The sequence below is a fragment of the Chachezhania antarctica genome (assembly GCF_003646465.1).
In the GTDB taxonomy this organism is placed as follows: Bacteria; Pseudomonadota; Alphaproteobacteria; order Rhodobacterales; family Rhodobacteraceae; genus Chachezhania; species Chachezhania antarctica.
Genome location: NZ_QZEX01000001.1, coordinates 169,733 through 194,694, shown reverse-complemented (window position 1 = coordinate 194,694; position 24,962 = coordinate 169,733). Strand labels below are relative to the sequence as shown.

Annotated in this window: 19 protein-coding genes; 9 read left to right on the top strand and 10 right to left on the bottom strand. The window is 66.2% G+C overall.

Annotation, left to right across the window (positions count from 1 at the left end; translation table 11 throughout):
• Positions 1 to 71: 71 nt before the first annotated feature.
• Positions 72 to 665 (bottom strand): bifunctional nicotinamidase/pyrazinamidase, encoded by a 594-nt coding sequence (gene pncA / locus D4754_RS00970; RefSeq protein WP_121060735.1) that lies wholly within the window; start codon positions 663 to 665, stop codon positions 72 to 74.
• Positions 666 to 769: 104 nt separating this feature from the next.
• Here pncA and trhO point away from each other — a divergent pair, with 104 nt between their 5' ends.
• Both trhO and D4754_RS00960 read left to right on the top strand, forming a co-directional pair.
• Complete coding sequence (gene trhO, locus D4754_RS00965; protein ID WP_121060733.1) at positions 770 to 1,678, top strand: oxygen-dependent tRNA uridine(34) hydroxylase TrhO; 909 nt, start codon at positions 770 to 772, stop codon at positions 1,676 to 1,678.
• A gap of 179 nt (positions 1,679 to 1,857) precedes the next feature.
• A complete protein-coding gene (locus D4754_RS00960; protein WP_121060731.1) occupies positions 1,858 to 2,673 on the top strand; it encodes a pyrroline-5-carboxylate reductase family protein in 816 nt (271 codons plus the stop codon).
• 158 nt (positions 2,674 to 2,831) lie between these two features.
• Here the strand turns inward: D4754_RS00960 and D4754_RS00955 are convergent, their stop codons facing one another.
• The 5 genes from D4754_RS00955 to paaA form a co-directional block, all read right to left on the bottom strand.
• Positions 2,832 to 3,881, bottom strand: coding sequence for a 2Fe-2S iron-sulfur cluster-binding protein (locus D4754_RS00955; RefSeq protein WP_121060729.1), 1,050 nt, complete (start codon positions 3,879 to 3,881; stop codon positions 2,832 to 2,834).
• A gap of 10 nt (positions 3,882 to 3,891) precedes the next feature.
• The gene (gene paaD / locus D4754_RS00950; protein ID WP_240453705.1) at positions 3,892 to 4,389 is read right to left on the bottom strand and encodes a 1,2-phenylacetyl-CoA epoxidase subunit PaaD; all 498 of its coding nucleotides are present in this window, start codon (positions 4,387 to 4,389) and stop codon (positions 3,892 to 3,894) included.
• A complete protein-coding gene (paaC, locus tag D4754_RS00945; protein ID WP_121060727.1) occupies positions 4,386 to 5,120 on the bottom strand; it encodes a 1,2-phenylacetyl-CoA epoxidase subunit PaaC in 735 nt (244 codons plus the stop codon). The genes paaD and paaC overlap by 4 nt, the downstream gene beginning before the upstream one ends.
• The gene (paaB, locus tag D4754_RS00940; RefSeq protein WP_121060725.1) at positions 5,120 to 5,404 is read right to left on the bottom strand and encodes a 1,2-phenylacetyl-CoA epoxidase subunit PaaB; all 285 of its coding nucleotides are present in this window, start codon (positions 5,402 to 5,404) and stop codon (positions 5,120 to 5,122) included. The genes paaC and paaB overlap by 1 nt, the downstream gene beginning before the upstream one ends.
• A 187-nt stretch (positions 5,405 to 5,591) precedes the next feature.
• Entirely contained in the window at positions 5,592 to 6,575 is a 984-nt protein-coding gene (paaA, locus tag D4754_RS00935; RefSeq protein WP_121060723.1) for a 1,2-phenylacetyl-CoA epoxidase subunit PaaA, read from the bottom strand.
• A gap of 107 nt (positions 6,576 to 6,682) precedes the next feature.
• On the opposite strand from paaA, the gene D4754_RS00930 reads away from it, so the two are divergent.
• Positions 6,683 to 7,552, top strand: coding sequence for an SDR family oxidoreductase (locus D4754_RS00930; RefSeq protein WP_121060721.1), 870 nt, complete (start codon positions 6,683 to 6,685; stop codon positions 7,550 to 7,552).
• Positions 7,549 to 8,202 (top strand): exopolysaccharide biosynthesis protein, encoded by a 654-nt coding sequence (locus D4754_RS00925; protein ID WP_121060719.1) that lies wholly within the window; start codon positions 7,549 to 7,551, stop codon positions 8,200 to 8,202. Before D4754_RS00930 ends, D4754_RS00925 begins: the two co-directional genes overlap by 4 nt.
• Positions 8,203 to 8,394: 192 nt before the next feature.
• Here D4754_RS00925 and D4754_RS00920 read toward each other — a convergent pair whose 3' ends face one another.
• The 3 genes from D4754_RS00920 to D4754_RS00910 all read right to left on the bottom strand — a co-directional run bounded on the left by D4754_RS00920 (position 8,395) and on the right by D4754_RS00910 (position 11,513).
• Positions 8,395 to 9,015 carry a queuosine precursor transporter gene (locus D4754_RS00920; RefSeq protein WP_121060717.1) on the bottom strand — a complete coding sequence of 207 codons (621 nt, stop codon included), beginning with the start codon at positions 9,013 to 9,015 and terminating at the stop codon, positions 8,395 to 8,397.
• 198 nt (positions 9,016 to 9,213) lie between these two features.
• Positions 9,214 to 10,128, bottom strand: a complete 915-nt coding sequence (gene mepA, locus D4754_RS00915) for a penicillin-insensitive murein endopeptidase (protein WP_121060715.1) — start codon at positions 10,126 to 10,128, stop codon at positions 9,214 to 9,216.
• Positions 10,125 to 11,513, bottom strand: coding sequence for an MFS transporter (locus tag D4754_RS00910; RefSeq protein WP_240453704.1), 1,389 nt, complete (start codon positions 11,511 to 11,513; stop codon positions 10,125 to 10,127). The genes mepA and D4754_RS00910 overlap by 4 nt, the downstream gene beginning before the upstream one ends.
• A 156-nt stretch (positions 11,514 to 11,669) precedes the next feature.
• On the opposite strand from D4754_RS00910, the gene D4754_RS00905 reads away from it, so the two are divergent.
• The 3 genes from D4754_RS00905 (at position 11,670) to yaaA (ending at position 14,938) form a co-directional block, all read left to right on the top strand.
• Entirely contained in the window at positions 11,670 to 11,957 is a 288-nt protein-coding gene (locus D4754_RS00905) for a YggT family protein (RefSeq protein WP_121060711.1), read from the top strand.
• A 125-nt stretch (positions 11,958 to 12,082) separates the two neighbouring features.
• Entirely contained in the window at positions 12,083 to 14,125 is a 2,043-nt protein-coding gene (gene recQ / locus D4754_RS00900) for a DNA helicase RecQ (RefSeq protein ID WP_121060709.1), read from the top strand.
• A gap of 33 nt (positions 14,126 to 14,158) precedes the next feature.
• Positions 14,159 to 14,938, top strand: a complete 780-nt coding sequence (yaaA, locus tag D4754_RS00895; RefSeq protein ID WP_121060707.1) for a peroxide stress protein YaaA — start codon at positions 14,159 to 14,161, stop codon at positions 14,936 to 14,938.
• Here the strand turns inward: yaaA and D4754_RS00890 are convergent.
• A complete protein-coding gene (locus D4754_RS00890; protein WP_121060705.1) occupies positions 14,935 to 17,268 on the bottom strand; it encodes a response regulator in 2,334 nt (777 codons plus the stop codon). The two genes, yaaA and D4754_RS00890, sit on opposite strands and share 4 nt — an antisense overlap.
• 150 nt (positions 17,269 to 17,418) lie before the next feature.
• Here D4754_RS00890 and D4754_RS00885 point away from each other — a divergent pair, with 150 nt between their 5' ends.
• Entirely contained in the window at positions 17,419 to 22,896 is a 5,478-nt protein-coding gene (locus D4754_RS00885; protein WP_205589557.1) for an alpha-2-macroglobulin family protein, read from the top strand.
• A complete protein-coding gene (gene pbpC / locus D4754_RS00880) occupies positions 22,893 to 24,938 on the top strand; it encodes a penicillin-binding protein 1C (protein ID WP_121060703.1) in 2,046 nt (681 codons plus the stop codon). The genes D4754_RS00885 and pbpC overlap by 4 nt, the downstream gene beginning before the upstream one ends.
• Positions 24,939 to 24,962: the final 24 nt, after the last annotated feature.

Genomic DNA, 24,962 nt, shown 5'->3' with positions numbered 1-24,962 from the left:
CGTTGCCTATCGGTCCAGAGGTCTAGCGCGGATCGGGTTAAGACTTTGCAAGCGCGGAACGAACAGCGCGATCAGGCGAGCGTCACGCCGGCATTTTTCATCGAATCTATGGCCGAAGCGTGCGAGCCGTCCATGTCGAGCCCCCGGCACGCGTCGAGGATCACCCGTGTCTCGAACCCCGCCTTGGCGGCGTCGACGGCCGAAAAGTGCACGCAGAAATCGGTGGCCAGCCCCACGACGGTCACCGTCCCGATCCCGCGGCTGTTCAGATAGCCGTCGAGCCCGGTATTCGTGCTGTGATCGTTCTCGAAGAACGCGGAATAGCTGTCGATGGCGGGATTGTAGCCCTTGCGGATGATCAGGTCGCCATCGGTGCGGAGATCCGGGTGGAAGGCCGCGCCATGGGTGCCCTGCACGCAATGGTCGGGCCACAGAACCTGCTCGCCATAGGGCATCGTGACCATGCCGAACGGCTCCTTGCCGGGATGCGCACTGGCGAAGGACGAATGCCCGGCGGGATGCCAGTCCTGCGTCAGGATAACGGCGTCGAAATCGTCCATCATCGCGTTGATCATCGGCACGATCGCGTCACCGCCGGGCACGGCAAGTGCACCGCCGGGGCAGAAATCGTTCTGGACATCGATCACAAGCAGGGCATGGGCCATCGGGTCGCCTCCGGTTCTGGGTCTGATTTGGGTAGGATGGTGTCCGCCTTCCGTCAACCGGGGGGCTTGCATGGACCCGGGGCTCTGACTAGAGGATCGGCGCCATGTACGTGATCGCGGCACTTTATCAATTCACCCGCTTCGACGATCCCGCGGAGCTGCAACCCGGGCTGGCCGACCTGTGCGCGAAGCAGGGCGTCAAAGGCACGCTTCTGTTGGCGCGAGAAGGCATCAACGGTACCATCGCGGGATCGCGGGCCGGCATCGACACGGTGTTGGCGCACATTCGCAGCCTGCCGGGCTGTGCCGGGCTGGACTGGAAGGAAGCTACCGCCAAACACCCGCCCTTTGCCCGCATGAAGGTTCGCCTGAAGAAGGAAATCGTGACCATGGGCCAGCCGGACGTGGATCCGATGGCCGCGGTCGGGCGTTATGTCGATCCGCAGGACTGGAACGACCTGATCCGGTCCGACGATGTCGCCGTGATCGACACCCGCAACGACTACGAGGTCGCCATCGGCACGTTCGAGGGTGCCATAGACCCCGGCACGCAGTCCTTCCGCGATTTCCCCGCCTGGTGGGAGGCGAACAAGCACCGCTTCGGCAACAAGCGGATCGCGATGTTCTGTACCGGCGGCATTCGCTGCGAGAAATCCACGAACTACCTGCTGGGGCAGGGGGTTCCGGAAGTCTATCACCTGAAGGGTGGCATTCTGCGGTATCTGGAGGAGACGCCCGAAGACGACAGCACCTGGCAGGGCGAATGCTTTGTCTTCGATAACCGGGTCAGCGTCGGCCACGGTCTGAAGGAAGGCCCGCACCTGCTGTGCCACGGCTGCCGCCGCCCGATTCTACCCGAAGACCGGATGCGCCCGGGATACGAGGACGGCGTGTCGTGTCATCACTGCATCGACGAGACATCGGACGCCGACAAGGCCCGCTTCCGCGAACGCCAGCGCCAGATCCGCCTGGCCCGCGAGCGCGGCGAAGAGCACCTGGCACCCCAGGAATAGCTGTGCCCGCAGGGTGCGTGCTTTGCACGCACCATAAACCGGCCGCCGAATTTCGAGCGGTGCATGGGGACCACGCACCCTACGGCGGATGCCTTGGTTGCGCGGGAAGCCAGCCAAGGCGGGGACTTTGCATGCCGCATACTTCTCCGGGATCGACGAACAGGTCAGGGGGATCTGGAATGACTGAAACCACATTGAACATCGGCACGGTCGGAATCATCGGCGGCACCGGCACGCTGGGCTCTGCCATCGTCCGGGCGCTTCTGGCGCGCAAGGTCGTGTCGCCTGACCGGCTTTGGCTTGCAAACCGGAGCGGTGAAGCCGGGCCGTTCAGCGATATCCCAGGCATCAATGTCACGCGCCGCGCGCAGGATCTGGCAGAGACCTGCGACGTCATCGTGTTGTCCGTTCCGCCCGCCAGCATCCCGGAACTGGACCTGACCGCGCCCGACGCGCTGATCCTGTCGGTCATGGCCGGCGTGTCGCTCAAGACGCTGACCGGCTGCACGGGCGCCCCCCGCGCCGTGCGCGCAATGAGCAGCCCCGCCGCCGCACGCCATCTGGCCTACTCGCCGTGGATCGCGAGCGCGACCGTAACAGAAAAAGACCGCGCACGTGTGACAGCCATCTTCGGCGCCTGCGGCACGACGGACGAGATCGCGGACGAGTCCCAGATCGATATCTTCACCGCGATGACGGGCCCGGTCCCGGGCTTCGTTGCCCTCTACGCGCAAGCAATGACAGACTACGCGGCCAACCGCGGTGTATCGCCCGACATCGCAGACCGCGCCGTCCGACAGCTGTTCCTCGGCGCGGGCCTCATGATGTCAGACGGCCCCATGACACCGGCCGACCACGTTGCCGAGATGATCGACTACGCCGGAACCACTGCTGCCGGGCTGGAAGCGATGCTCGCTACAGATCTCTTCGACAGCATCGCCGAAGGTCTCGACGCCGCAGTGGCCAGAACCCTGTCCATCGCGCCGGAAACCTGAGGCCACCCTGCCCAAACGGAAAGCCAAGGCCCCCGTTCTCTTTCTTCACGAAGTATTCCGGGGGAGTCCGAGCCGCAGGCTCGGGCGGGGGCAGAGCCCCCTGTTCCGACGGCCAAAGGCCTGCCTTAGGGTGCGTGTTCTGCACGCACCGCCACCGGTCACGCCGCGTCGAAATCCAGTACCAGTTTTTCCGACACCGGCCGCGTCTGGCAGGCCAGCGTGAACCCGGCGTCCAGTTCCCAGGGCTCCAGCGAATAATTCACCGCCATCTCGCCCTTGCCTTCCGTCACCTTGCAGCGACAGGTGCAGCACATTCCGCCCCGGCAGGAGAACGGCAGCTCCAGCCCGTTGCGCTCGGCCGCGTCCAGAACCGTGTCGTCGCCGGCTTCGACCAGAAAGCTCTTCCGCGTGCCATCCAGGATCACCTCGACCGCCACGCCCGCGGCCTGCGCTGCCTCCGCCTCGGCCGATTTCGGCGCGCGGGGGGCCGCGCCCTCGGTATAGAACAGCTCGTACCGGATCTTCTCCTTCGGCACGCCTTCGCCTTCCAGCACGGACGAGACGTCCTCGATCATGCCGCCCGGACCGCACAGGAACACTGCCTCGGCCCCCTTCAGATCGACCGCCCCGGCGCGCGCCAGTTGCTGTACCTTGTCGCCGGTCACCCGGCCGTTCAGCAACGGCACATCCTGATCCTCGCGGCTCAGCAGATGCACGACGGTGAAGCGCTCCATGTACCGGTCCTTCAACGCGTCCAGCGTCTCGCGGAACATGATCGAGCCCGTGTTGCGGTTGCCATAGACCAGCGTCGCCCGCCCGCCGCGGGCCAGCACATCGGCCGCGATCGCCATCATCGGCGTGATGCCGGAGCCCGACGCGATCAGCACGACCTCGGCCTCGCCCTTGCAGGTGAACCGGCCTTCGGGTGGCATCACGGCAATGCGATCACCGGGTTTCAGACCCTGCACAAAGCCGGAAAACGCCCCGCCATCGACCCGCTTCACGCCCACCGTCAGCCCCGCACCGGGGGCGGATGCAATCGAATAGGACCGGCGGATGTCCTTGCCCGCCACGTTGGCGCGCAGCGTCAGGTATTGGCCGGGCGTGTAGGCGAAGGCCGCTTCCTTGTCCGCGGGGATATCGAAGGTGATCGCCACGGCATCGGGCGTTTCCTGGCGCACATGGGCGACGGTCAGATCGTGGAACATGGTGCTCCCCTCAGATGCACTTGAAATAATCGAACGGCTCGGCACAGGTGCTGCACTGGTACTGGGCCTTGCACGCGGTGGAGCCGAATTCCGAAAGCTTGCGCGTGTCGGTCGATCCGCAGCGCGGGCAGGTCACGGTATCTTCGCCAAACAGCGCCCGCTTGCCGCCGCCGCCCTCGGGTGGAGCGATCCCGTAGTCCCGCAGTTTCTCGCGCCCCTCGGCGCTGATCCAGTCGGTGGTCCAGGCGGGGCTCAGGACGCGTTCGATTCGCGCCTCGAAGCCAGCGTCGCGCAAGGCTGTTTCGATCGCGAACTCGATCGCCAGCACCGCCGGGCACCCGGAATAGGTGGGCGACACGCGGGCCACCGCCGCGCCGTCCTCGATCCGCACGTCCCGCAGGATGCCCAGATCGGCCACCGTCACGCAGGGCACCTCCGGGTCCGGAACCGCCGCCGCGGCCTCCCACGCGCGCCTGGCGTCAAGCTGGGCGACCTCCACGGCGTTCACCAGACCGCGCCGGGATGGGCGCGGGCCAGCGATTGCATCTCGGCCAGCATATGGCCCAGCTGTTCGCCATGCTGCCCCGTGCGCCCGCCGCGCATCTGGCCCAGCTCTTCCGGCCAGTCCAGCAGCGCCTGGGCGAAGATATCCTTCATCGTGGCTTCCCACGCCCCGTGCATGGCCGCACGCGAGGGCAGGGCGCCTTCACCTTCAACCGAGCCTTCGTCGAACAGCTCCCCGGTATAGGGATGCAGATCCAGCACCGCCTCCTGCATGCGTTCCGCGCTTTCCTCGGTCCCGTCGCCCAGCCGGATCACCCATTCGCCGGCATGGCGGATGTGGTAGGCGACTTCCTTCACGGCCTTCCCGGCCACGCCGCGGACGACGTCGTCGGTGCTGTCCAGAGCGGCCTGCCAATAGGGCTCCATGAACGCCGCGAAATAGAGCTGGCGCAGCATGGTCTGGGCAAAATCGTTGTTCGGACGCTCGACCAGCAGGATGTTGCGATAATCGCGCTCGCCCCGGAAATAGGCCAAGTCGTCCTCGGTCCGGCCCTTGCCTTCCAGTTCTCCGGCGCGGGTGTACAGCGACCGCGCGGTGCCGATCAGATCCAGCGCCATGTTGGGCATGGCCAGGTCTTCTTCCAGCATCGGCGCATGGCCGCACCATTCGCTCAGCCGGTGCCCCAGCACCAGGTGATCGTCGGCCAGTTCCAGCAGCGCGTCAGGCAGAGCCATCACATGTGCCCCACTTCATCCGGAATGTCGTAGAAGGTCGGGTGACGATAGATCTTGTCGGCGGCCGGATCGAAGTTCTCGCCCGACTGGTCGGGATCCGACGCGGTGATCGCCGCCGACGGCACCACCCAGATCGATGTGCCCTCACCCCGTCGCGTGTAGACATCGCGCGCGGCCTGCAGCGCCATCACCTCGTCGGCCGCGTGGATCGAGCCCACATGCTTGTGCGCCAGCCCGTTGCGGGGGCGGATGAACACTTCCCAAAGGGGGATTTCGCCAGTCATTCAGGTCTCTCCTCAGTCGCCGCCTCGTGGGGGCGGCTTTTCCGGTCCGAAGGCACGAGGCCCACCGATCCACGTTCCGCAGACCGACCCGCCAAAGGCGCCCCTGATTTCTTCTTTCTCCAAATACTCCGGGGGAATCGCCCGACGGGCGATGGGGGCAGAGCCCCCGGACCCCCGCAAACCCGATCTACTCGGCCGCCATCTTGCGCGTCTTGCGTTTCTCGGCATGGGCAAGTGCGGCCTCGCGCACCCAGGCGCCATCGTTCCAGGCCGTCTTCCGCGCCTTGACGCGGTCTCGCGACACCGGCCCCTGGCCCTTGACCACCCGCCAGAACTCGTTCCAGTCGATGGGGCCGTGCTCCCACATCTGCGTTTCTTCGTTGAAGGTCAGGTCCGGGTCGGGGATCGACAGGCCCAGGTACTGCGCCTGCGGCACCGTCGCGGTGATGAATTTCTGGCGCAGCTCGTCGTTGGAAAACCGCTTGATCTTCCACGCCATGCTCTGATCCGAATGCTGGCTTTCGCTGTCATGGGGCCCGAACATCATGACCGACGGCCACCACCAGCGGTTCAGCGCGTCCTGCGCCATTGCCTTCTGTTCCTCGGTGCCCTGCGCCAGAGACATCATCAGCTCGTAGCCCTGCCGCTGGTGAAAGCTCTCTTCCTTGCAGACGCGGATCATCGCGCGGGCGTAAGGCCCGTAGGAGCAACGGCATAGCGGGATCTGGTTCATGATCGCCGCCCCGTCCACCAGCCAGCCGATTGCGCCGATATCGGCCCAGGTCAGCGTGGGATAGTTGAAGATGGAACTGTACTTGGCCTTGCCCGAGAGCAGCTCTTCGGTCATCTGCTTGCGGGTGACGCCCAAGGTTTCCGCGGCGCAATACAGGTACAGCCCATGACCGCCCTCGTCCTGCACCTTGGCCAGCAGGGCCGCCTTGCGGCGCAGGCTGGGTGCGCGGGTGATCCAGTTGCCCTCGGGCAGCATGCCGACGATCTCCGAATGCGCGTGCTGGCCGATCTGGCGCACAAGCGTCTTGCGATAGCCTTCCGGCATCGGATCGTTCGGTTCGATCTTTTCTTCGGCATCGATGCGTTTCTGGAACGCTTCGAGGAATTCGGGAGTTTCCTCGGTGCGGCTGTCCGCACCGATAAGGCCTTGGCTGTACATCGCGGGGCTCCTCCAAACCGGTATTCCAAGTATATGTTACGAAAAACGATCCGGCAATGAATTTCTGTAACGCTTGAACCTTCACGTTTCGATGATCATTTAGGCGCATGATTAAAACGTTGTTATCATTCGGACACGGCTTTTCGGCCCGCGCGCTGGCGCGGCGGCTGATCGCCGACGGCTGGACCGTACATGGCACCACGCGTTCGGCCGAAAAGGCCGAAGCGATTCGCGAAACCGGCGTGATCCCGCATCTTTTCCCCGACCCGGCAGGCCGCGACGGCGTGCTGGCCGCGCTGGAAAGTGCCACCCACATCCTGATGTCTCCCGCCCCGAACGATGGCGGCGATCCGGTGCTGGCCGAACTGGGCCCGCAGATCGCGGCCAAGTCATCGTCGCTCGACTGGGCGGGCTATCTGTCCACGACCGGCGTCTATGGCGATCACGATGGCGACTGGGTGGGTGAGGACGATCCGCTGACCGCCACCACGAAACGCGGCCGGATGCGCGTCGCGGCCGAAGCGGAATGGCGCGCGATCCCTGACCTTCCGATCCACATCTTCCGGCTTGCGGGCATCTACGGCCCGGGCCGCGGTCCGTTCGAAAAGGTCCGCGCCGGCACTGCGCGGCGGATCATCAAGCCCGGTCAGGTCTTTTCCCGCATCCATGTCGAAGACATCGCCCAGGTCCTTCAGGCCTCGATCGAGCGGCCAAATCCCGGCACGGCCTACAATGTCTGCGACAACGATCCGGCCCCGCCGCAGGACGTGTTGGCCTACGCCGCCGAACTGCTGGGCCTGCCGCCCCCGCCCGAGGTGCCCTTCGACGAGGCCGACATGTCCCCCATGGCGCGCAGCTTCTATTCCGACAGCAAGCGCGTGCGGAACGACCGTATCAGGAACGAGTTGGGGGTGGAGCTTCTCTACCCGGACTACCGCAGCGGTCTGGCCCGTCTGCTGGCCGAGGAACAGGAATGATCGAGAACGCCGCCACCCCACCGCTTCCGGGGGAACCCGCCTTTTCCGCGCCGGGCCAGTCCCCGGACGGCAAGGTGGCCTATACGCCGCTGGGCGATCTGCTCGACCGGCTGGAGAATTCCGCCGGCAAGGGTTGGGTGCGGGTCGGCGACCTGATCGACGGGCTTGGCGAAACAGCCGTGACGCCGCTGGTGCTGATGATCGCGATCCTCGTGGTTTCGCCCCTGTCGGGCATCCCGGGCGTGCCGACGCTGTCGGCGCTGATCCTGACAACGCTGAACGTGCAGTCGATGTTCGGCAGCCGTTACCTGTGGCTGCCGCAAATGCTGCGGCAACGCAGTGTCCCGGTCCGGCGGCTCCAGCAGGCAATCGACTGGCTGCGCCGGCCCTGCGCCTTCATCGACCGCCATTCGCAGGCGCGGCTGAAATTCCTGACCTACGGGCCGATGAAGCTGGTGGCCTTCATCGCGACGCTGGCGATCCCGCTGACATGGCCGTTTCTGGAAATCTTCCCGTTCATCACCTCGATCGGCGCGCTGTCACTGGCGCTGGTGGCGTTCGGTCGAATGACGCGGGATGGTCTGTACCTGCTGCTGGGCTATGCGATGATCGGCGCAGCATGCGGGCTGGCGCTCTGGATCGTCCTCTGACCAGTGGATATGCGGCGGCGACTTTGACTTTTTTGCAACGCGCGAACAGCGCTCCGCCCGACCCCCGGGTGGACGTGTGCAACGACGACTCTGAAGTGAGGCGTCCGTGTCCCGCTCAACATGGCTTCAGCGGGACAACAAGTAAGTGTCGGGACTTTCTCACCGTGGCCTCGAAGCTAGCCCGAGTGTCAGTCAGGCCTGCTTCACCGCGCGCGCGGCAATCGCGCGGAACGGCACCAGTGCCACCAATGCGATGGCCAGCTTCACCATCCAGTCGGCAACCGCCAGTGACACCCAGAGCGGCATGACGGGCCCGGCGCCAAGAAGCGGCACCGGCTCGTTCGCCCAGCCCACGTCGACCCCCGGCGCAAGGGCGCTGAGAATCCCCGAAAACGCGATGAAGAAGAACAGCACGGTATCCAGGATCGAACCAAGCACGCTCGACACCAGCGGCGCCACCCACCAGCGTTGCTCGCGCAGCAGCGAGAAGAGGGCAACGTCGTAGGACTGCGCCACGAAGAACGCCAGGCCGGACGCAACGGCGACGCGGATCGTCACCAGCGGCCCGAACTCGCCGTCTATCTGTGTGCCCACCAGCGAACAGGCCAGCCCCACGATGAATCCCACCAGCACCACTTTCCGCGCCGCAGCGGCGCCGTGGATGCGGTTGGTCAGGTCGGTGACAAGGAAGGCGAACGGATACGTGAACGCGCCCCATGTCAGCCAGTCCCCGAACAGGAACTGCACAAGAATGTTCGATGCGACCACGATGATGGCCATGGCAAGAACTGCCGGAATAAGCGCGCGCTGCATTTTGAAGTCCGTTTTTTGCAAGGTGACGGCAACTTGAAGTCATGCCGCCCCCGGCCGGGGTCACGGCAGCAGGACCGATACCCCGGCAAGGGTCTTGCTGCAAGGTACAGCGCGCCCGATGCCGCGCAGTCAACCTTTGCGTGTATCTACTATCGAGATATCCGGTAAAAAGGGGAACGAACGCTCAAATTTCCGGCGTCAGTTGGCGGCCAACACACTCTGGCACTGTCCGGGAAGATCCGACAGCACGTACTCCCGCCGCGGCTGCGGGGCCGGCGCGTTCGGATCCCGCGGCTTCGGCGGCGGCGGGTTCAGGATGTTGTTCACCCATTGCTGCGCCTCGGCGCATCCGTCGCCCGGCGGCGGCGCATCCTGATCGATGCAGTCCCTGTCGCCCCGCGGGCAGTTCAGCCGCACGTGGAAGTGATAGTGATGCCCCCACCATGGCCGGATCTTGCGCAGCCACGACCGGTCGCCCGTCTCGTCGTTGCACATCTTCACCTTGGCGCCGGGGAAGACGAAGATCCGCGCCACGCGCTTGTCCGACGCCGCGGCCTTCATCACCTCGTGATGCTGGCGGGTCCAGTTGTCGTTCACGTAGGCCCCGTTCGCGCGCCGGAGCGAGATCGACGAGATGTTCTCGCGCTCGGTCGCCGACAGGTTCAGTCGTTGCGGCGGCAGCATCCAGATATCGGCGTCGAGCCCCACCTGGTGGCTGCGGTGCCCCGACAGCATCGGCCCGCCACGCGGCTGGCTCATGTCACCCACGTACAGCCCAGACCAGCCCGGCTGCTTCGCGGCAACCGCCGACAGTTTCTTGACGTAGTCGATCAGCTCGGGGTGGCCCCAGTTGCGGTTCCGCGACAGGCGCATCGCCTGCCATGTCGGCCCGGTTTCCGGAAGCTCGACCGCCCCGGCGACGCAGCCCTTGGAGTACGAGCCGAAGGCATCCGGGCGCTGGTCCGATGCCGTCCGTTCGGCGCCGAACAGCGTCTTGGCCAGGGGCCCGCCCGAGGATTGCGAAACCTGCGGCTGCGCGGTCTCGACGGTCGAGCCGCCGCACCCGGCCGCAAGGGCCAGTGCTGCGCACGCAATCAAGCGGTGAAAAATCATGAGTGGTCGTCTCCCTCTGCCCGAACCCACCATAGCAGAACCAGGCCAATCGCAAAGAGGGCGAGAAGCGGAAGCGCGCCCAATCTTTGCGAGCCGGTCAGATCCGTCGCGATGGCGATCGAGGCAGGCGCGATGAAGGTCGTGGCCTTGCCGGACAGGGCATAAAGCCCGAAGGCTTCCGTCATCCGTTCGGGGTTGCCCTGCCGGGTCAGCATGTTGCGGCTGGCCGATTGCAGAACCCCGCCGCCGCCGCCGATCAGGACACCGGCCAGGAAGAACATCTGCGTCGGCAGGGCCGAGCCTTCCTCGACCGCGAACCACAGGACGCTGGTGGGGGACAGGGACACGATCATGCCGACCGTCGCGATCATCAGCAGGCAGCTGGCCACGATCACGGGCTTTGGCCCGAAGGCGCGGTCGGCATAGCCGCCGGCCCATGTGCTGACGGCGCCGCTGACGGCCCCGATCACGCCGAAGATGCCCACCTCCTGGATCGACCAGCCCAGCACGCCCAGCGCGTAGATGCCGCCGAAGGTGTAAACCCCGTTCAGCGCATCCCGGTAGAACATCGACGATCCAAGGAACGACAGAAGCGATGGATGCCGCGGCAGCGTCCGCAGCGTGCGCTTCAGACCGGACAGCCCGGCCCTGACCCCGCCTTCCGCCGGGGCCGGCGTTTCGCGGACCCACAGGAAGAACGGGATCATGAAGACGCCGTACCAGATCGCCGTCAGCGGGCCCACGATGCGCGTATCCTCGCCCGAGGCGGGGCTGAGCCCGAACAGCGGATCGATCCCCAGCATCGTCTTGCCGCTGTCGCCCGCCTGAAACAGCAGCAGCATGATCGCCAGTGCCAGCACCCCGCCGACATAGCCGAACCCCCAGCCCGAGCCCGAAATGCGCCCGAGCTCGTCCTTTGATCCAAGGCTGGGCAGGTAGGAATTGGTGAAGATCGTGGCGAATTCCATGCCGATCATGCCAAGCCCGAAGAACGCCAGCACCATCGGCGCATAGAAATGTTCGGGCGCCGTGTACCAGCACCCCAGTGCCCCCACGACATACGCCGCCGAGAACGCCCAGATCCACGGCAGCCGCCGCCCGGCACTGTCCGCCACGGCACCCAGAACCGGCGCCAGAACTGCGATCAGGATGCCCGTCACCGTCAGTCCGTAGCCCCAAAGCGCCTGCGCTTCGGCCCGCGCGGCCTGTTCCGTCATGCCGCCCGCCACGAAGGCCTGCGCCGCGGTCTGGGCGAAGTAAGGCCCGAAGATGAAGGTCAGCATCAGCGTCAGGTAGGGCTGGCTGGCCCAGTCGAAGAAGAACCAGCCCCAGATGCGCTTTTTCAGCGGTATCTCCGGGACCATCGCGCCTGAAATCTCTGCCATCTTGCCCCCGTCGGCCCGGCTGTCGCCATTGGCCGCGATAAGAGCTTGGAAACACCTTTCTGGCAAGAGCACTGAGCGCGACCCAGTCGCACAACCGCCTCTTGCCCTTTAAGCTTTCCCGGCCTAAGTCGTGTCCGGACGCGAAAGGAACTCACCATGGGCTCGTTGATCTCGATCCTCCTGATGCTGCTTCAGCTGGCACAATTCTTCATCATCGCCCACGTGGTGATGAGCTGGCTGATCAACTTCAACATCCTCAACGTGCGCCAGCAGCTTGTCGGCACCATCTGGTATGGCCTCAATCGCCTGCTTGAGCCGATCTACGGCCCGATCCGCCGTGTCCTTCCGGCGATGGGCGGGCTTGACCTGGCACCGCTGGTGGCCCTGCTGGTGATCTTCGCGCTGCGCATCATCATCGTGAACAACGCCGGCTACGTGATGTAATCGGCAGGCGGTGCGGTGCGTGGAAACCACGCACCCTACGGCCCGGCGGCGCGGCCCTGACTCTTGTTCACCGATTCCGAGTATGAGACTGTCCCGCAACAGAGCAGCAATCAGGTGAACCGCCCATGACCGCCCCCAGCCCGCTATTGCGGGACGTGTTCGGATTCGATGCCTTCCGCCCCGGTCAGGAAGAGATCGTGAACGCCGTCGCATCGGGCGAAAACGTGCTGGCGATCATGCCCACGGGCGGCGGCAAGTCGCTGTGCTTCCAGCTGCCCGCGCTGATGCGGCAGGGCGTCACCGTCGTCGTCTCCCCCCTTATCGCGCTGATGCGCGATCAGGTGCGCGGGTTGAAGGAGGCGGGTGTCGCCGCGGGTGCCCTGACGTCGGGCAATACCGACGAGGAAACCGCCGAGATCCACGACCAGCTGGCGCGCGGCGAACTGAAACTCCTCTACCTCGCGCCTGAACGGCTCGCCTCCTCCGCGGCGATGGACATGCTGCGGCGGATCGATGTCAGCATGATCGCGGTGGACGAGGCCCATTGCGTCAGCCAGTGGGGCCATGATTTCCGCCCCGATTACCTGCGCATCGGCGATCTGCGCGCGATGCTCGACGTGCCGCTGGCCGCCTTCACCGCCACCGCCGACGCCGAAACCCAGGAAGAGATCGTCCGCAAGCTGTTCGCGGGCCAGCCGCCCCGCAGCTTCCTGCGCGGCTTCGACCGGCCGAACATCCATCTTGCCTTCACCGCCAAGGACAACCCGCGCCGCCAGATCCTGGCCTTCGCGGGCGCGCGCAAGGGGCGGTCGGGGATCGTCTATTGCTCGACCCGTGCTAAGACCGAAAGCTTGGCGCAGGCCCTGACCCAGGACGGCCACAACGCCTGCGCCTATCACGGCGGGATGGAGGCCGACGCCCGCCGCCATGTCGAAACCCGCTTCGCCCGCGAAGACGGGCTGATCGTCGCCGCGACGGTCGCCTTCGGGATGGGTGTCGACAAGCCCGACATCCGCTGGGTCGCCCATGCCGACCTGCCGAAATCCATCGAGTCCTACTATCAGGAAATCGGGCGTGCGGGCCGCGACGGGGCGCCCGCCGAAACGCTGACGCTTTATGGACCGGACGACATTCGCCTCCGCCGCACCCAGATCGACGAAAGCCCGGCCCCGCCCGAACGGCGCGAGGCGGATCATGGCCGCCTGAACGCGATGCTGGGACTGGCCGAGGCGCTGGGCTGCCGACGGCAGGAACTGCTGGCCTATTTCGATGAAACGTCGGAGCCCTGCGGCTATTGCGATCACTGCGACAGCCCGCCGGAACTGTATGACGGCACCACGCCCGTCCGGAAGGCGCTTTCGGCGATCCTGCGGACGGAGGAATGGTTCGGCGCGGGCCATCTGATCGATATCCTGCTGGGCGCCGATACCGAAAAGATCCGCGCGCGTGGCCATGATCGGCTGCCCACCTATGGCGTAGGAACGGAACTGGACAAGCGCGGCTGGCAGGCCGTCTTCCGCCAGATGATGGGCCGCGACCTGATCCGCCCAGATCCGGCCCGCCATGGCGCGCTCAAGATGACGGAAGCGGCGCGGCCGATCCTGCGGGGCGAGGAATCGATCCAGCTGCGCAAGGACGTGATGAAGGCGTCGTCTTCCGCCCGACCCGAGGCCAAGGCGCTGGTGTCGGAAGAGGACGCGCCGCTTCTCGCCTCGCTGAAGGCCAAGCGCCGCGGTCTGGCCGAAGCGCAGGGCGTGCCGGCCTATGTCATTTTCCCCGACCGCACGCTGATCGACATGGCCGAGGCGCGCCCTTCGAACCTTGACCAGATGGCCCGGATTTCCGGCGTGGGCGCCAAGAAGCTGGACCGCTACGGCGCGATCTTCCTTGAAGTGATCAATGGCCGGTCCGAATCCGCCCATCCCGCGCGGATGAAGGCGGCGGCGAACGGGACGGGCGGCGTCTACGATCAGCTCTGCGCCGTGCAGGCCGAACTTGCGCGGGGCGAGGGCGGGATCGACAAGCCGCTGAGTTGCTCGGCCACGCTGCTGGCCAAGGTGGCCGAGGTGCGCCCGCGGGACGAGGTGGCGATGGAACGCCTGCTGGGCGAACGCCGCGCAGAACGGTTCGGCGCGGCCTTTCTGGACGTCCTGCGTGCGGCGGGCTAAGTCCGCCAATTAGCGCAACAGGGGGAAACAGGCATGCTGATCGTGATCTCGCCGGCCAAGAGGCTGGATTGGACGGAACGGACTGTCGAGACGACCGACCCGGTCTTCCCGGACGATGCCGCGCGGCTGGCCAAGACGATGCGCAACCTGCCGCTGCGTGACCTGAAAGGGCTGATGAGCCTGTCCGACGATCTGGCCCGCCTGAATCGCGAGCGGTTTCAGGCCTTTGCCGATGAACCGGTGGCGGAGACCACGCGTCCCGCCGCGCTGGCCTTTGCGGGCGACACGTACCAGGGTCTGGATGCGGGAACGCTGGACGCGGACGGCATGGGCTGGGCGCAAGATCACCTGCGGATCCTGTCGGGGCTTTACGGGCTTCTGCGCCCGCTCGACGCGATCCAGCCCTACCGGCTGGAAATGGGAAGCCGCCTGAAGACCCGCCGGGGCGCATCGCTCTATGATTATTGGCGAGACCAGCTGTCCAAGGCGCTGAAGGCCGAGGCCGGGGCGCAGGGCACCGACACGCTGCTGAACTGTGCCAGCCAGGAATATTTCGGTGCGGTGCCGGTGAAGAGCTTGGGGTTGCGGGTGATCACGCCGCAATTCCTAGAAGACAAGGACGGCAAACCGAAGATCGTCAGCTTCTTCGCCAAGCGCGCCCGGGGCGCCATGGCGCGCTTCGCCATCGACAACCGCCTGACGGATGCCGAGGCGATCACAGGGTTCGACCGCGACGGCTACACCTATAGCCCCGACCTTTCGACGCCGGATCGTCCCGCCTTCGTACGCCCCTACGCGGGCCCAGCGCGCTAACCCGCCTGTTCGGCCGGGGGCGAGTGGGCCAGAGACTGCGGTTCGCGGGCGTCTTCCGGGCAGTGTTCGGTGATCCGTTCCACGATCTGGGCCTTGCGCAACGGTTTTGTCAGGTAGTCGTCAAGCCCCGCCGCCATGATCGTCTGCCCGTCACCTTCCATCGCGTGGGCCGTTACCGCGACGATGGGCACGCGGCGGCCGGGATTGCCGGATGGCAGTTCCTCCTCCAGTTCGCGGATGCGGCGGGTGGCTTCCTTGCCGTCCATGCCGGGCATCGAGATGTCCATGAAGATCAGGTCCGGGTCGATTTCTGCGAATTTCTCCACCGCCTCGGTGCCGTTGTTGGCGAAGGTCAACTCGATATCCAGATCCTTGACCATCTTGCTGAACAGAAGCTGGTTGGTGCGGTTGTCCTCTGCCGCGAGGATCCGCATCTGGCGGGCCGGGGCGGCCTGTTCCGCCGCAAGCGCGCCCGGCTCTGACTCGTCGGCCAGGACACGCCCCTGCGGGTCGCGGAACGCGCAATCCTTGACCTTCAGGTGGATGCAGGGCTTGCCGCCCGGGCGCACCGCCGCCAGGGGACAGGTTTCACAGGGCGAATCCAGCGTTTCGGCGCTTTGAATGGCCAGCGCCTTCAGCAGTTCCTGCCGCGGCACGGGTTTCTTCAACACTGTCTGCACGCAATTGCGGGACAGCTTGTCCTTGTCGGACCCGGGGTCCGAACTGAGCAGAATGAACGGTGCCGTGTGCCAGCCCTTCGCCCGCAGGGTTTCCGCCAGTTCCACGCCGGACATCCCCGGCATGTGGTGGTCCGACAACACGACATCGACGGTGTCGTCCATGTGCGCCAGCGCCTCCTTTCCCGAGCTGCACGACGTCACGCGGATGCCGAGGTGCGCCAGTTGCCGTTCGATGATCTGGCGATTGATCGGCAAGCCATCGACCACAAGGGCATGTTGCAGACGGGCTGGCAGCTTGGGCGGTCTCGCGATTTCATCTCCGGCGATGGGGAGTGTGACGCGGAAGCCGAAGCACGATCCGACACCTTCCTCGCTTTCCACCCAGGGCGTGCCGCCCATCATCCCGATCAGCCGGTGCGTGATCGCAAGGCCCAGTCCGGTGCCTTCGAACTGGCGGCTCATCTCGCTTTCGACCTGGTTGAACTCGCCAAAAATGTGCTCGATCTTGTCTTCGGGAATGCCGATGCCGGTGTCTTCGACCGCGACGTGGATTGCACATTCATCGCTTTCCGTGGTGCCGGTGACGCGGATCAGCACGTGGCCTTCATTGGTGAACTTCACCGCGTTGCCTGTCAGGTTCGTCAGGATCTGCCGGATCCGCCCGGCATCGCCCACCAACCGCGTGGGCAGGAACAGATCGTAATCGACCAGCAGCCGGATCCCCTTGTCGCGGACCGAGGGCTGCAGCAGCATCACCACCTCGTGGATCGCCCGCTCCAGATCGAAGGGTTCGGCGGTCAGCACCAGCTTGTCGGCCTCGATCTTGGAATAGTCGAGCACGTCGTTGATGATGACGAGCAGAGCCTCCCCCGAATTGCGGATGGTTTCCGCGTACAGGCGCTGATCCTCGGTCAGGTCGGTTTCGGCCAACAGTTCCGACATGCCGACGACGCCGTTCATGGGCGTCCGGATCTCGTGGCTCATGTTGGCAAGGAAGGCCGATTTCGCGCGGTTCGCCGCCTCTGCCTTGCTGCGGGCGGCTTTCAGCTCCTGCTCGTACCGGACGGTTTCGGTGATGTTGAGCGATATGATCACCCGGTCGCCATCGTATCCGGGCTGTTCCAGCAGCCGCAGGTAGATGTCGTTCCACATCCGCAGCACCATGGGCGGCGGCTTGAGATCGTGGCGGCGGGCCAGCATCGTGGCCAGCCATTCGGTGCCCGTCAGCGGTTCGGGATTGACGATGCCTTCGTTGATCATGATCTCGCAGATGCGGCCGTAGGAAATGCCGGGCCTCACCTCGTCCAGACCTTCGAAAGTCGAGAAATAGGCGTTGTTCGCACCGATCAGGATGCCGTCGGAATTGTAGAAGGCAAAACCGTCGCGAATCGTCTGGATCGAATGCCACAAGCGCCGTTCGGCCACTTCGATCTTTTCGTTGGCGACGGTCAAATCGGACCGGAACCGTTCGTTTTCATCCCGGACCGACGCGACCTCGGCCTGAGTTTCGTCGATCCGGCGCGACAGCGCAAAGGCGTGTGACGACAGCTTCTTGTTGGCAGCCGAAAGCTCGGCCTGCTTGAGCTGCAGAAGGCGTTCCGCCGCAAGACGGGCGCGCCGTTCCTGGGCGAGTTTTTCAGCGAGAGTCATGCGCCGCCTGTCCGTTACGAGATCGAATGAAACCAGTTCGTCACCTACCTTGCAGCCAGCCGGTGAAAATGGGCTTAAAGATGGTATTGTCCGAGTCGTCAGGTCGGGGCAGCCCATGCCGCCCGGATCAAAGCGCAGAACACCGCGCGCATGGAGGCCGCCTTGATCACCACAATCCGCACATTCGCCATTGGTCTGGGCATCGCCCTCACCGCCGTTCAGCCCGCGATGGCACAGGACGCGGTGCCCGCGTTCCGCTATCAGGTTGAACCGAACGTCGATTACTATGGCGACGATCTGGGGCCGCTCTTCGATACGACGGTGGAGGCCTGCGTGAAGGCCTGCACGGATCAGCCGCGCTGTCAGGCGTTCACGTTCAACACGCGGTCGAACGCGTGCTTCCCGAAAGAAGGCGTGCAACGGCGCGAGGAATATCAGGGCGCGTATTCCGGACTGAAGATCCCGACCCCGGCCGCGGTCATCCAGACGGGTGCCGTGCGGGCGCAGGCGCTGGCCTTCCTGGGGCAGGCCGATGTGGGTGCTGCGACCGATCAGGCGCAGAGCCTTGGTCTGAAGCATCTGCCGGGGGCCAATACGATCGACCAGATCATGGGCGCGATGCAATCGGCCAGCGATGCGGGGCAGCCGGAACTGGCGATGCGCTGGGCCGGTGCGGCCGTGGTACTGACGGACCGGGCAGATCTGTGGGCTGACTACGCGCAGCGGCTTCTGTTGTTGACCTCCGACGATTATCAGACCCAGCGCGATTATGACCAACGCGGTCTGAGTGCGGCGATCAACGCCTATCTTCGCGCGACGGGCCCCGGCGAGGAGGCGACCGCGCTGAACCTGTTGGCACAGGCACTGGAAGCGCAGGACCGCGGCAAGCAGATGATCCCGACGCTGCGCCTGGCCATCGCCGCGCAACCGCGTCCGGGGCTTCAGGCTGCGCTGGACGATGCCATCGGCAAGTACGGCTTCCGTATCACCGACACCACGGTCGAAAGCGACAGCGCCGCGCCGCGGATCTGCGCAGAGTTCTCGGATCCGCTGGCGCAAGCCGGGGTCGATTATGAAACCTACGTGCGCCTGCCGTCTTCCGCGCTGGTGGTCGAGGCGGACGGCTATCAGCTTTGCGTGGACGGTGTAGAGCACGGCGAACGCTACCGGATCACCTTCCGGCAGGGCCTGCCGGCGGAAGATGGCGAGGTGCTGCACAAGGATGTCGAGATCACGCAATACGTGCGTGACCGCAGCCCGTCGCTGCAATTCTCGGGCCAGTCCTACCTGCTGCCGAAAAGTGCGGGCGCGGCACTGCCGATCGTGTCGGTCAACGCCGATACGGTGGATCTGACCCTGTCCCGCGTCAGTGACCGGGCGCTGGTGCGGTCGATGCAGGAGAATTTCTTTGCCCGCCCCCTGTCGCCGTGGGACGTGGACACGTTCAATACGCAGTTTGCCGAACAGGTCTGGACCGGTACGGGCGACGTACAGAACACCCTGAACCGTGACATGACCACCCGCCTGCCACTGGACGAGGCGCTGCAGGACCAGCCCGCCGGGATATACGTGCTTGACGCGCATCTGCCGGGGCGGGACGACAACGAAGACCCGCGCGCGACGCAATGGTTCGTGCTGTCGGATCTGGGGATCTCGACGGCGGCGGGGACGGACGGGCTGCATGTCTCGATCCGCAGCCTGTCGGAGACGACGCCCAAGGCGGGGGTCGAGGTATCGCTGGTCAGTTCCGGCAACGCGGTTCTGGGCACGGCCACGACGGATGCCGACGGCGTGGCCAGCTTCGCGCCGGGCCTGATGCGCGGCACCGGTGGCGCGCAACCGGCGCTGGTGCTGGCGAAGGATGAAGGCGCCGACGATATCGGGTTCCTCAGCCTCACCGGCCCGGCGTTCGACCTGTCGGACCGTGGCGTGGAGGGCCGCGCGCCGGCCGCTCCAGTCGACGTATTCCTGACGACCGACCGCGGCGCCTATCGCGCGGGGGAGACGATCAACGCCACCGTCCTGGCCCGCGATCCCGAGGCTGTCGCCATCGAAAACCTGCCGCTGACCGCGATCCTGTCGCGCCCCGACGGGATGGAATACCGCCGCGCCGTGTCGGATGGTGGCGAGGCCGGGGGACACGTTTTTTCCATGACCACCGGGTCCGGTGTGCCGCGCGGGACGTGGCGTCTGGACATCAAGTCCGATCCGGATGGCCCGGCGCTGGCCAGCCAGACGCTGCTGGTCGAAGATTTCCAGCCCGAAAAGATCGACTTCGATCTTTCCCTGCCGAATGCTCCCATCCGCGTGGGCGACACGCCGCCCCTGTCCATCGACGCGCGCTTCCTGTTCGGCGCGCCGGGGGCAGGGCTGAACGTGTCGGGCCACGTGCTGCTGGAAGGCACGTCGTCGCTGAAGGACTGGCCGGGCTACGCCTTTGGCCGCTACGACGAAGGCATGTCCGCGCAGCGTGACTATTTCGGCGGTACGGTGACGGATGCCGAAGGTCAGGCCTCCGTCGCGCTGGATATTCCGGCGCCGTCGGTCGATGGCATGCCGCTGGAGATGACGGCCACCGTGCAGCTTGCCGATGGCTCTGCCCGCCCGGTGGAACGCCAGATCACGGTGCCGGTGCAACCGGCGACCCCGGTGATCGGGATCAAGCCGCTGTTTACGGATGTGGCCGCCGAAGGCTCCGACGCCGGGTTCGAAGTGATTGCGCTCGATCCCGCGTTGCAGCCCTTGGGGATGCAGGTCACGTGGACGCTCAACCGCGTGGAAACAACGTACCAGTGGTACCAGCTGTACGGCAACTGGAACTGGGAACCGACCACCCGCCGCACCCGCATCGCCACCGGCGACGCGGCGCTGGGCACCGATCCCATCAAGCTGTCCCATGCCGTCGACTGGGGGCAGTACGAACTGATCGTGGAGCGTACCGACGGTGACTACGTCTCTGCCGCCTACGAATTCTATGCCGGCTGGTACGGCGGCGCCGACAGTGCGGACTCGCCCGACAGGCTTGATGTCTCTCTGGACCAGCCCGAATACAGTGCAGGCGATACCGCCCGCTTCCGCATCGTGGCCCCCGAAGCCGGGACGGCCCTGATCGAGGTGATGTCGGATCGCGTGATTTCCCGCCAGGCTGTGACGGTGGAAAAGGGCGACACCACCGTCCCGCTTGAGATCACCGAAGACTGGGGCGCCGGCGCCTACGTGATGGCGACCTACCTGCGCCCGGTGGGCGAGGGCGCGCTGTCCCGCACGCCGGTGCGGGCGCTGGGCATTGCCCATGCGGCCATCGATCCGGGCGCGGCCAAGCTGGCCGTCAGCATCGACGCGCCCGAGATCACGGACCCGCGACAGGTGCAGGACGTCACCGTGAAGGTCGCGGGCGCCTCCGACGAACAGGTCTGGCTGACCCTCGCGGCGGTCGATCTGGGCATCCTCAACCTGACCGGCTTCGAAAGCCCCGACCCCTCGCACTACTATTTCGGCCAGCGCCGCCTTGGTGTCGAACTCCGCGATGTCTACGGCCGACTGATCGATCCGACCAACGGCGCCATGGGCACCGTCCGGTCCGGTGGCGACGCGCAAGGCACGCAACTGCAATCCCCGCCGCCGACGGAGGATCTGATGTCCGTCTTCAGCGGTCCGGTTCAGGTTGGCCCCGATGGCACCGTCACGATCCCCGTCAAACTGCCCGCCTTCAACGGCACCGTCCGCCTGATGGCCGTCGCCTGGTCGAAGACCGGCGTGGGAGAGGCGGAGCGGGACATGATCGTCCGCGATCCGGTTGTCGTGGCCGCCACGGTGCCGCAATTTTTGGCGCCGGGTGACGAAAGCCGCATCCGCATCGCGCTGACCAATACCGACGCGCCCACGGGTCAGATGGAACTGGCCGTATTGCAGAAGGGCACCGGCCTCACGTTGGGCGCCTCGCCCGGCCGGTTCGAACTGGTACAGGGGGCGAAGACCGTCTTCACCGTGCCGGTGTCTGCCCAGACGGTCGGCAATCCGGAGCTGGAACTGGCGCTGACGCTCCCCGACGGGAAGATCCTGCGCCAGACCCTGCGCATGCCCGTCCGCGCCAACGATCCCGAGATCGCGTCGACCCGTCGTTTCTCGCTGGGCCAAGGCGACAGCTTCCTGTTCTCGAAGGACGTCTTCGCCGATTTCCGCCCCGGCACCGGCCGCGCGCTGCTCTCGGCCGGGCCTTTGGCAAAGTTCAACGTTCCGGGCCTTCTGAGCGCGCTCGACCGTTACCCCTATGGCTGCACCGAACAGGTCACGTCGCAGGCGATGCCGCTTCTGTACCTGTCATCGGTTGCGCAAGAGATGGGGCTGGGAGACGGCCCCGACGTGCAAAAGCGCATCGACCAATCCATCGCGCGGATCCTGACGCGGCAGGCCTCCAGCGGCGGCTTCGGGATGTGGGCGGCGGAGTCGGGTGATTTCTGGCTCGATGCCTATGTCACCGATTTCCTGTCGCGGGCAAAGGCGGGCGGCTACGAGGTGCCCGACATCGCGTTCCGCCTTGCCATGGACAACCTGCGCAACCGCATCAACTACGCGCCCGATTTCGACCATGGCGGCGAAACCATCGCCTACGCGCTGTACGTGCTGGCCCGTGAAGGCGCCGCCGCGATGAGCGATCTGCGCTACTATGCCGACGTGAAGGGCGATGCCTTCGGCACCCCCATGGCCGCGGCCCAGCTTGGCGCCGCGCTGGCCGCGTACGGGGACCAGACCCGCGCCGACGCCATGTTCGACCGGGCGGCGGCGATGATCGTCAACGACCAGCCGGACACGGGCGCCAGGGTCCCCGTCCTTCGCACCGATTTCGGAACCTCCCTGCGCGACGGCGCGGCGGTGCTGACCTATGCGGCGGCGGCAGGCAGTTCGGCCGTGAACGTGCGCATGCTGTCGGACCGCGTGGGCCACTTGCTGGCCGCGGCCGACGGGCGGCTTTCGACGCAGGAAAGCACCTGGGCGCTGCTGGCCGCGCATGAGCTGGTGAAGGATCCGGCCCAGTCCGGCCTGACGGTCGATGGGCAACCGGTCTCCGGCCCCTTCGTCGAGGTGCTGGAAAACACGCCCGGCGCGGGAGAGATGAACATAACCGCCACCGGGGGCGCCGCGACGGACATCACGCTCACTACCTTCGGCATCCCGGAAACCCCGCCGCAGGCCGATGGCAACGGCTATGCCATCTCGCGCGCCTACTACACGATGGACGGGGTTGAGCTTGACGGGAGAGGCTTCGCCGTCGGCGACCGCTTCGTGACCGTCGTCACCGTGAAACCGTTCGAAGATGGCAGCGCCCGGCTTATGATCGACGATCCGCTGCCCGCGGGGATCGAGATCGACAACCCCTCGCTCCTGCGCTCCGGCGATATCGGCGCGCTGGACTGGCTGGAACCGTCCGATACCGAAATGGCGCAGTTCCGGTCGGACAGATTCATCGCCGCGGTAAACCAGGAGGGCAGCGGTACGATCACGCTGGCCTATGTCGGCCGTGCGATCAGTCCGGGTGATTATCGCCGCCCGGCAGCCTCGGTCGAGGACATGTACCGCCCCCGCTTCCGCGCCCATACCGACACGACCCGCGTGACCGTGACGGAATGACCACCCGCGGCGCGGCGCGCGCTGTTCTGGCCGCGGCGCTTATCCTCTGGACCGGCGCCACGCTGCGCGATGCGGGCGACGCCTGGATCGACCGGACGGTGCTGCCGCAGGTCTTCTGGGAGACCTCGGTCGAGGTACGGGACCGTCACGGCGCGCTGTTGCGGGCCTACCCGGTGTCGGACGGGCTGATGCGGATGGGCCTGAGTGACCTGGCCGATGTCGATCCTCTCTACCGCGCGATGCTGATCCGGTACGAGGACAAGCGGTTCTACAGCCATCCGGGCGTCGATCTGCTGGCCATGGCCCGTGCCACCGGGCAGGCGATCCTGTCGGGCAAGGCGGTTTCGGGCGGGTCGACGCTGACAATGCAGGTCGCGCGGCTGCTCGAAGACGGCTCGACCGGGCGCTGGGCGGGCAAGCTGCGCCAGATCCGCGTGGCGCTGGCGCTGGAACGGCGGATGCCCAAGGAACGCATCCTGTCGCTTTATCTGACCCATGCGCCTTTCGGCGGGAACCTCGAAGGCGTCCGCGCCGCATCTTACGCGTGGTTCGGCAAGCCGCCCCGGCGTTTGCGGCCCGAGGAAGCGGCGCTGCTGGTGGCGCTCCCCCAAAGCCCGACGCAGCGTCGACCCGACCGCCACGCGCAGGCCGCGCGGTCGGCGCGCGACCAGGTACTGGACCGGATGGAAGCCGAAGCGGTGCTGGACCCGGCAACCGCGCAGGTCGCCCAACACGCGCCCGTCCCGCATGACATGCGCGCCTTTCCCTTGCTGGCCCCGCATCTGGCAGACCGTCTGCGCGCCGATGATCCTACCGCCCGCCGGCATGACGTGACGATCGACGCGAGCCTGCAAGCGGGACTGCAAGGCCTTGCAGCTCGGGCCGCGAAGGCGGCGGGGAACCGGATCTCCGCCGCGATCGTGGTGGCGGATCACCGGACCGGCGAAATCCTCGCCTCGGTCGGGTCCGCCGGGTACGAGGCCGCGCGGAACGGCTATGTCGACATGACCCGCGCCCTGCGGTCGCCCGGATCGACGCTGAAACCGCTGGTTTACGGTCTGGCCTTCGACCGCGGGCTGGCGCATCCCGAAACGGTGATCCGCGATGCGCCGGCGCAGTTCGGCACCTACGCGCCGCGCAATTTCGACGGGGAGTTCCACGGCGATCTGCCGGTGCGCAAGGCGTTGCAACTGTCGCTGAACGTGCCCGTGGTGAAGCTGACGCAGGCGCTGGGTCCGGCGCGGGTGATGTCGGCCCTGCGTCGTTCCGGGGCCGAGCCGGTCGTGCCGGGCGGTCGCCCCGGGCTTGCGATCTCCTTGGGCGGCGTGGGGGTCACGCTTGAAGACCTGGTCCAGCTTTACGCTGCACTGGCGGCGGGCGGAAAAGGGCCAAGGCTGACGATCATGCCGGGCGAACAAAACACCCCGAAACGCCTGATGGGGCCCGAGGCCGCATGGCAGGTTGGCCACATTCTTGCCGGTCTCACCCCGCCACCGGGTGCGCCACGGGGGGCGCTGGCCTACAAGACGGGCACCTCCTACGGCTACCGCGATACGTGGGCGGTGGGGTTCGACGGTGCGCATGTGATCGGCGTCTGGCTCGGCCGCCCGGATGGGACGCCCGTCCCGGGCGCCCTTGGCGCGGATCTGGCCGCACCGCTGTTGTTCGAGGCGTTTGGGCGTCTGAAACCCGCCTTCGACGGTCTCCCGCCGCCGCCGCCCACAACCTTGATCGTGGAGACCGCCGACCTTCCACCGCCCTTGCAACGATTCCGCGATCCCGGCGCGGTTTTCGCAGCCCCGGCCGACGCACCGGAACTGTCCTTCCCGCCGGATGGCGCGCGGCTGTCACCGTCCGACCGTCTCGTTGTCAAATTGCGCGGCGGGCAGGGGCCATTTTCGCTGTTGGCCGACGGCCGTCCCATTGCCACGGGTCTGCGTGGCCGCGAATGGGCGCTGCCGCATCCGGGAGCCGGGTTTTCGACGCTGGTGATCGTAGACGCCAACGGCCGCTCTGATCGGGTGCAGGTGGAATTGCAGTAAGGAATTGTCGCGCGCCGCCAACCA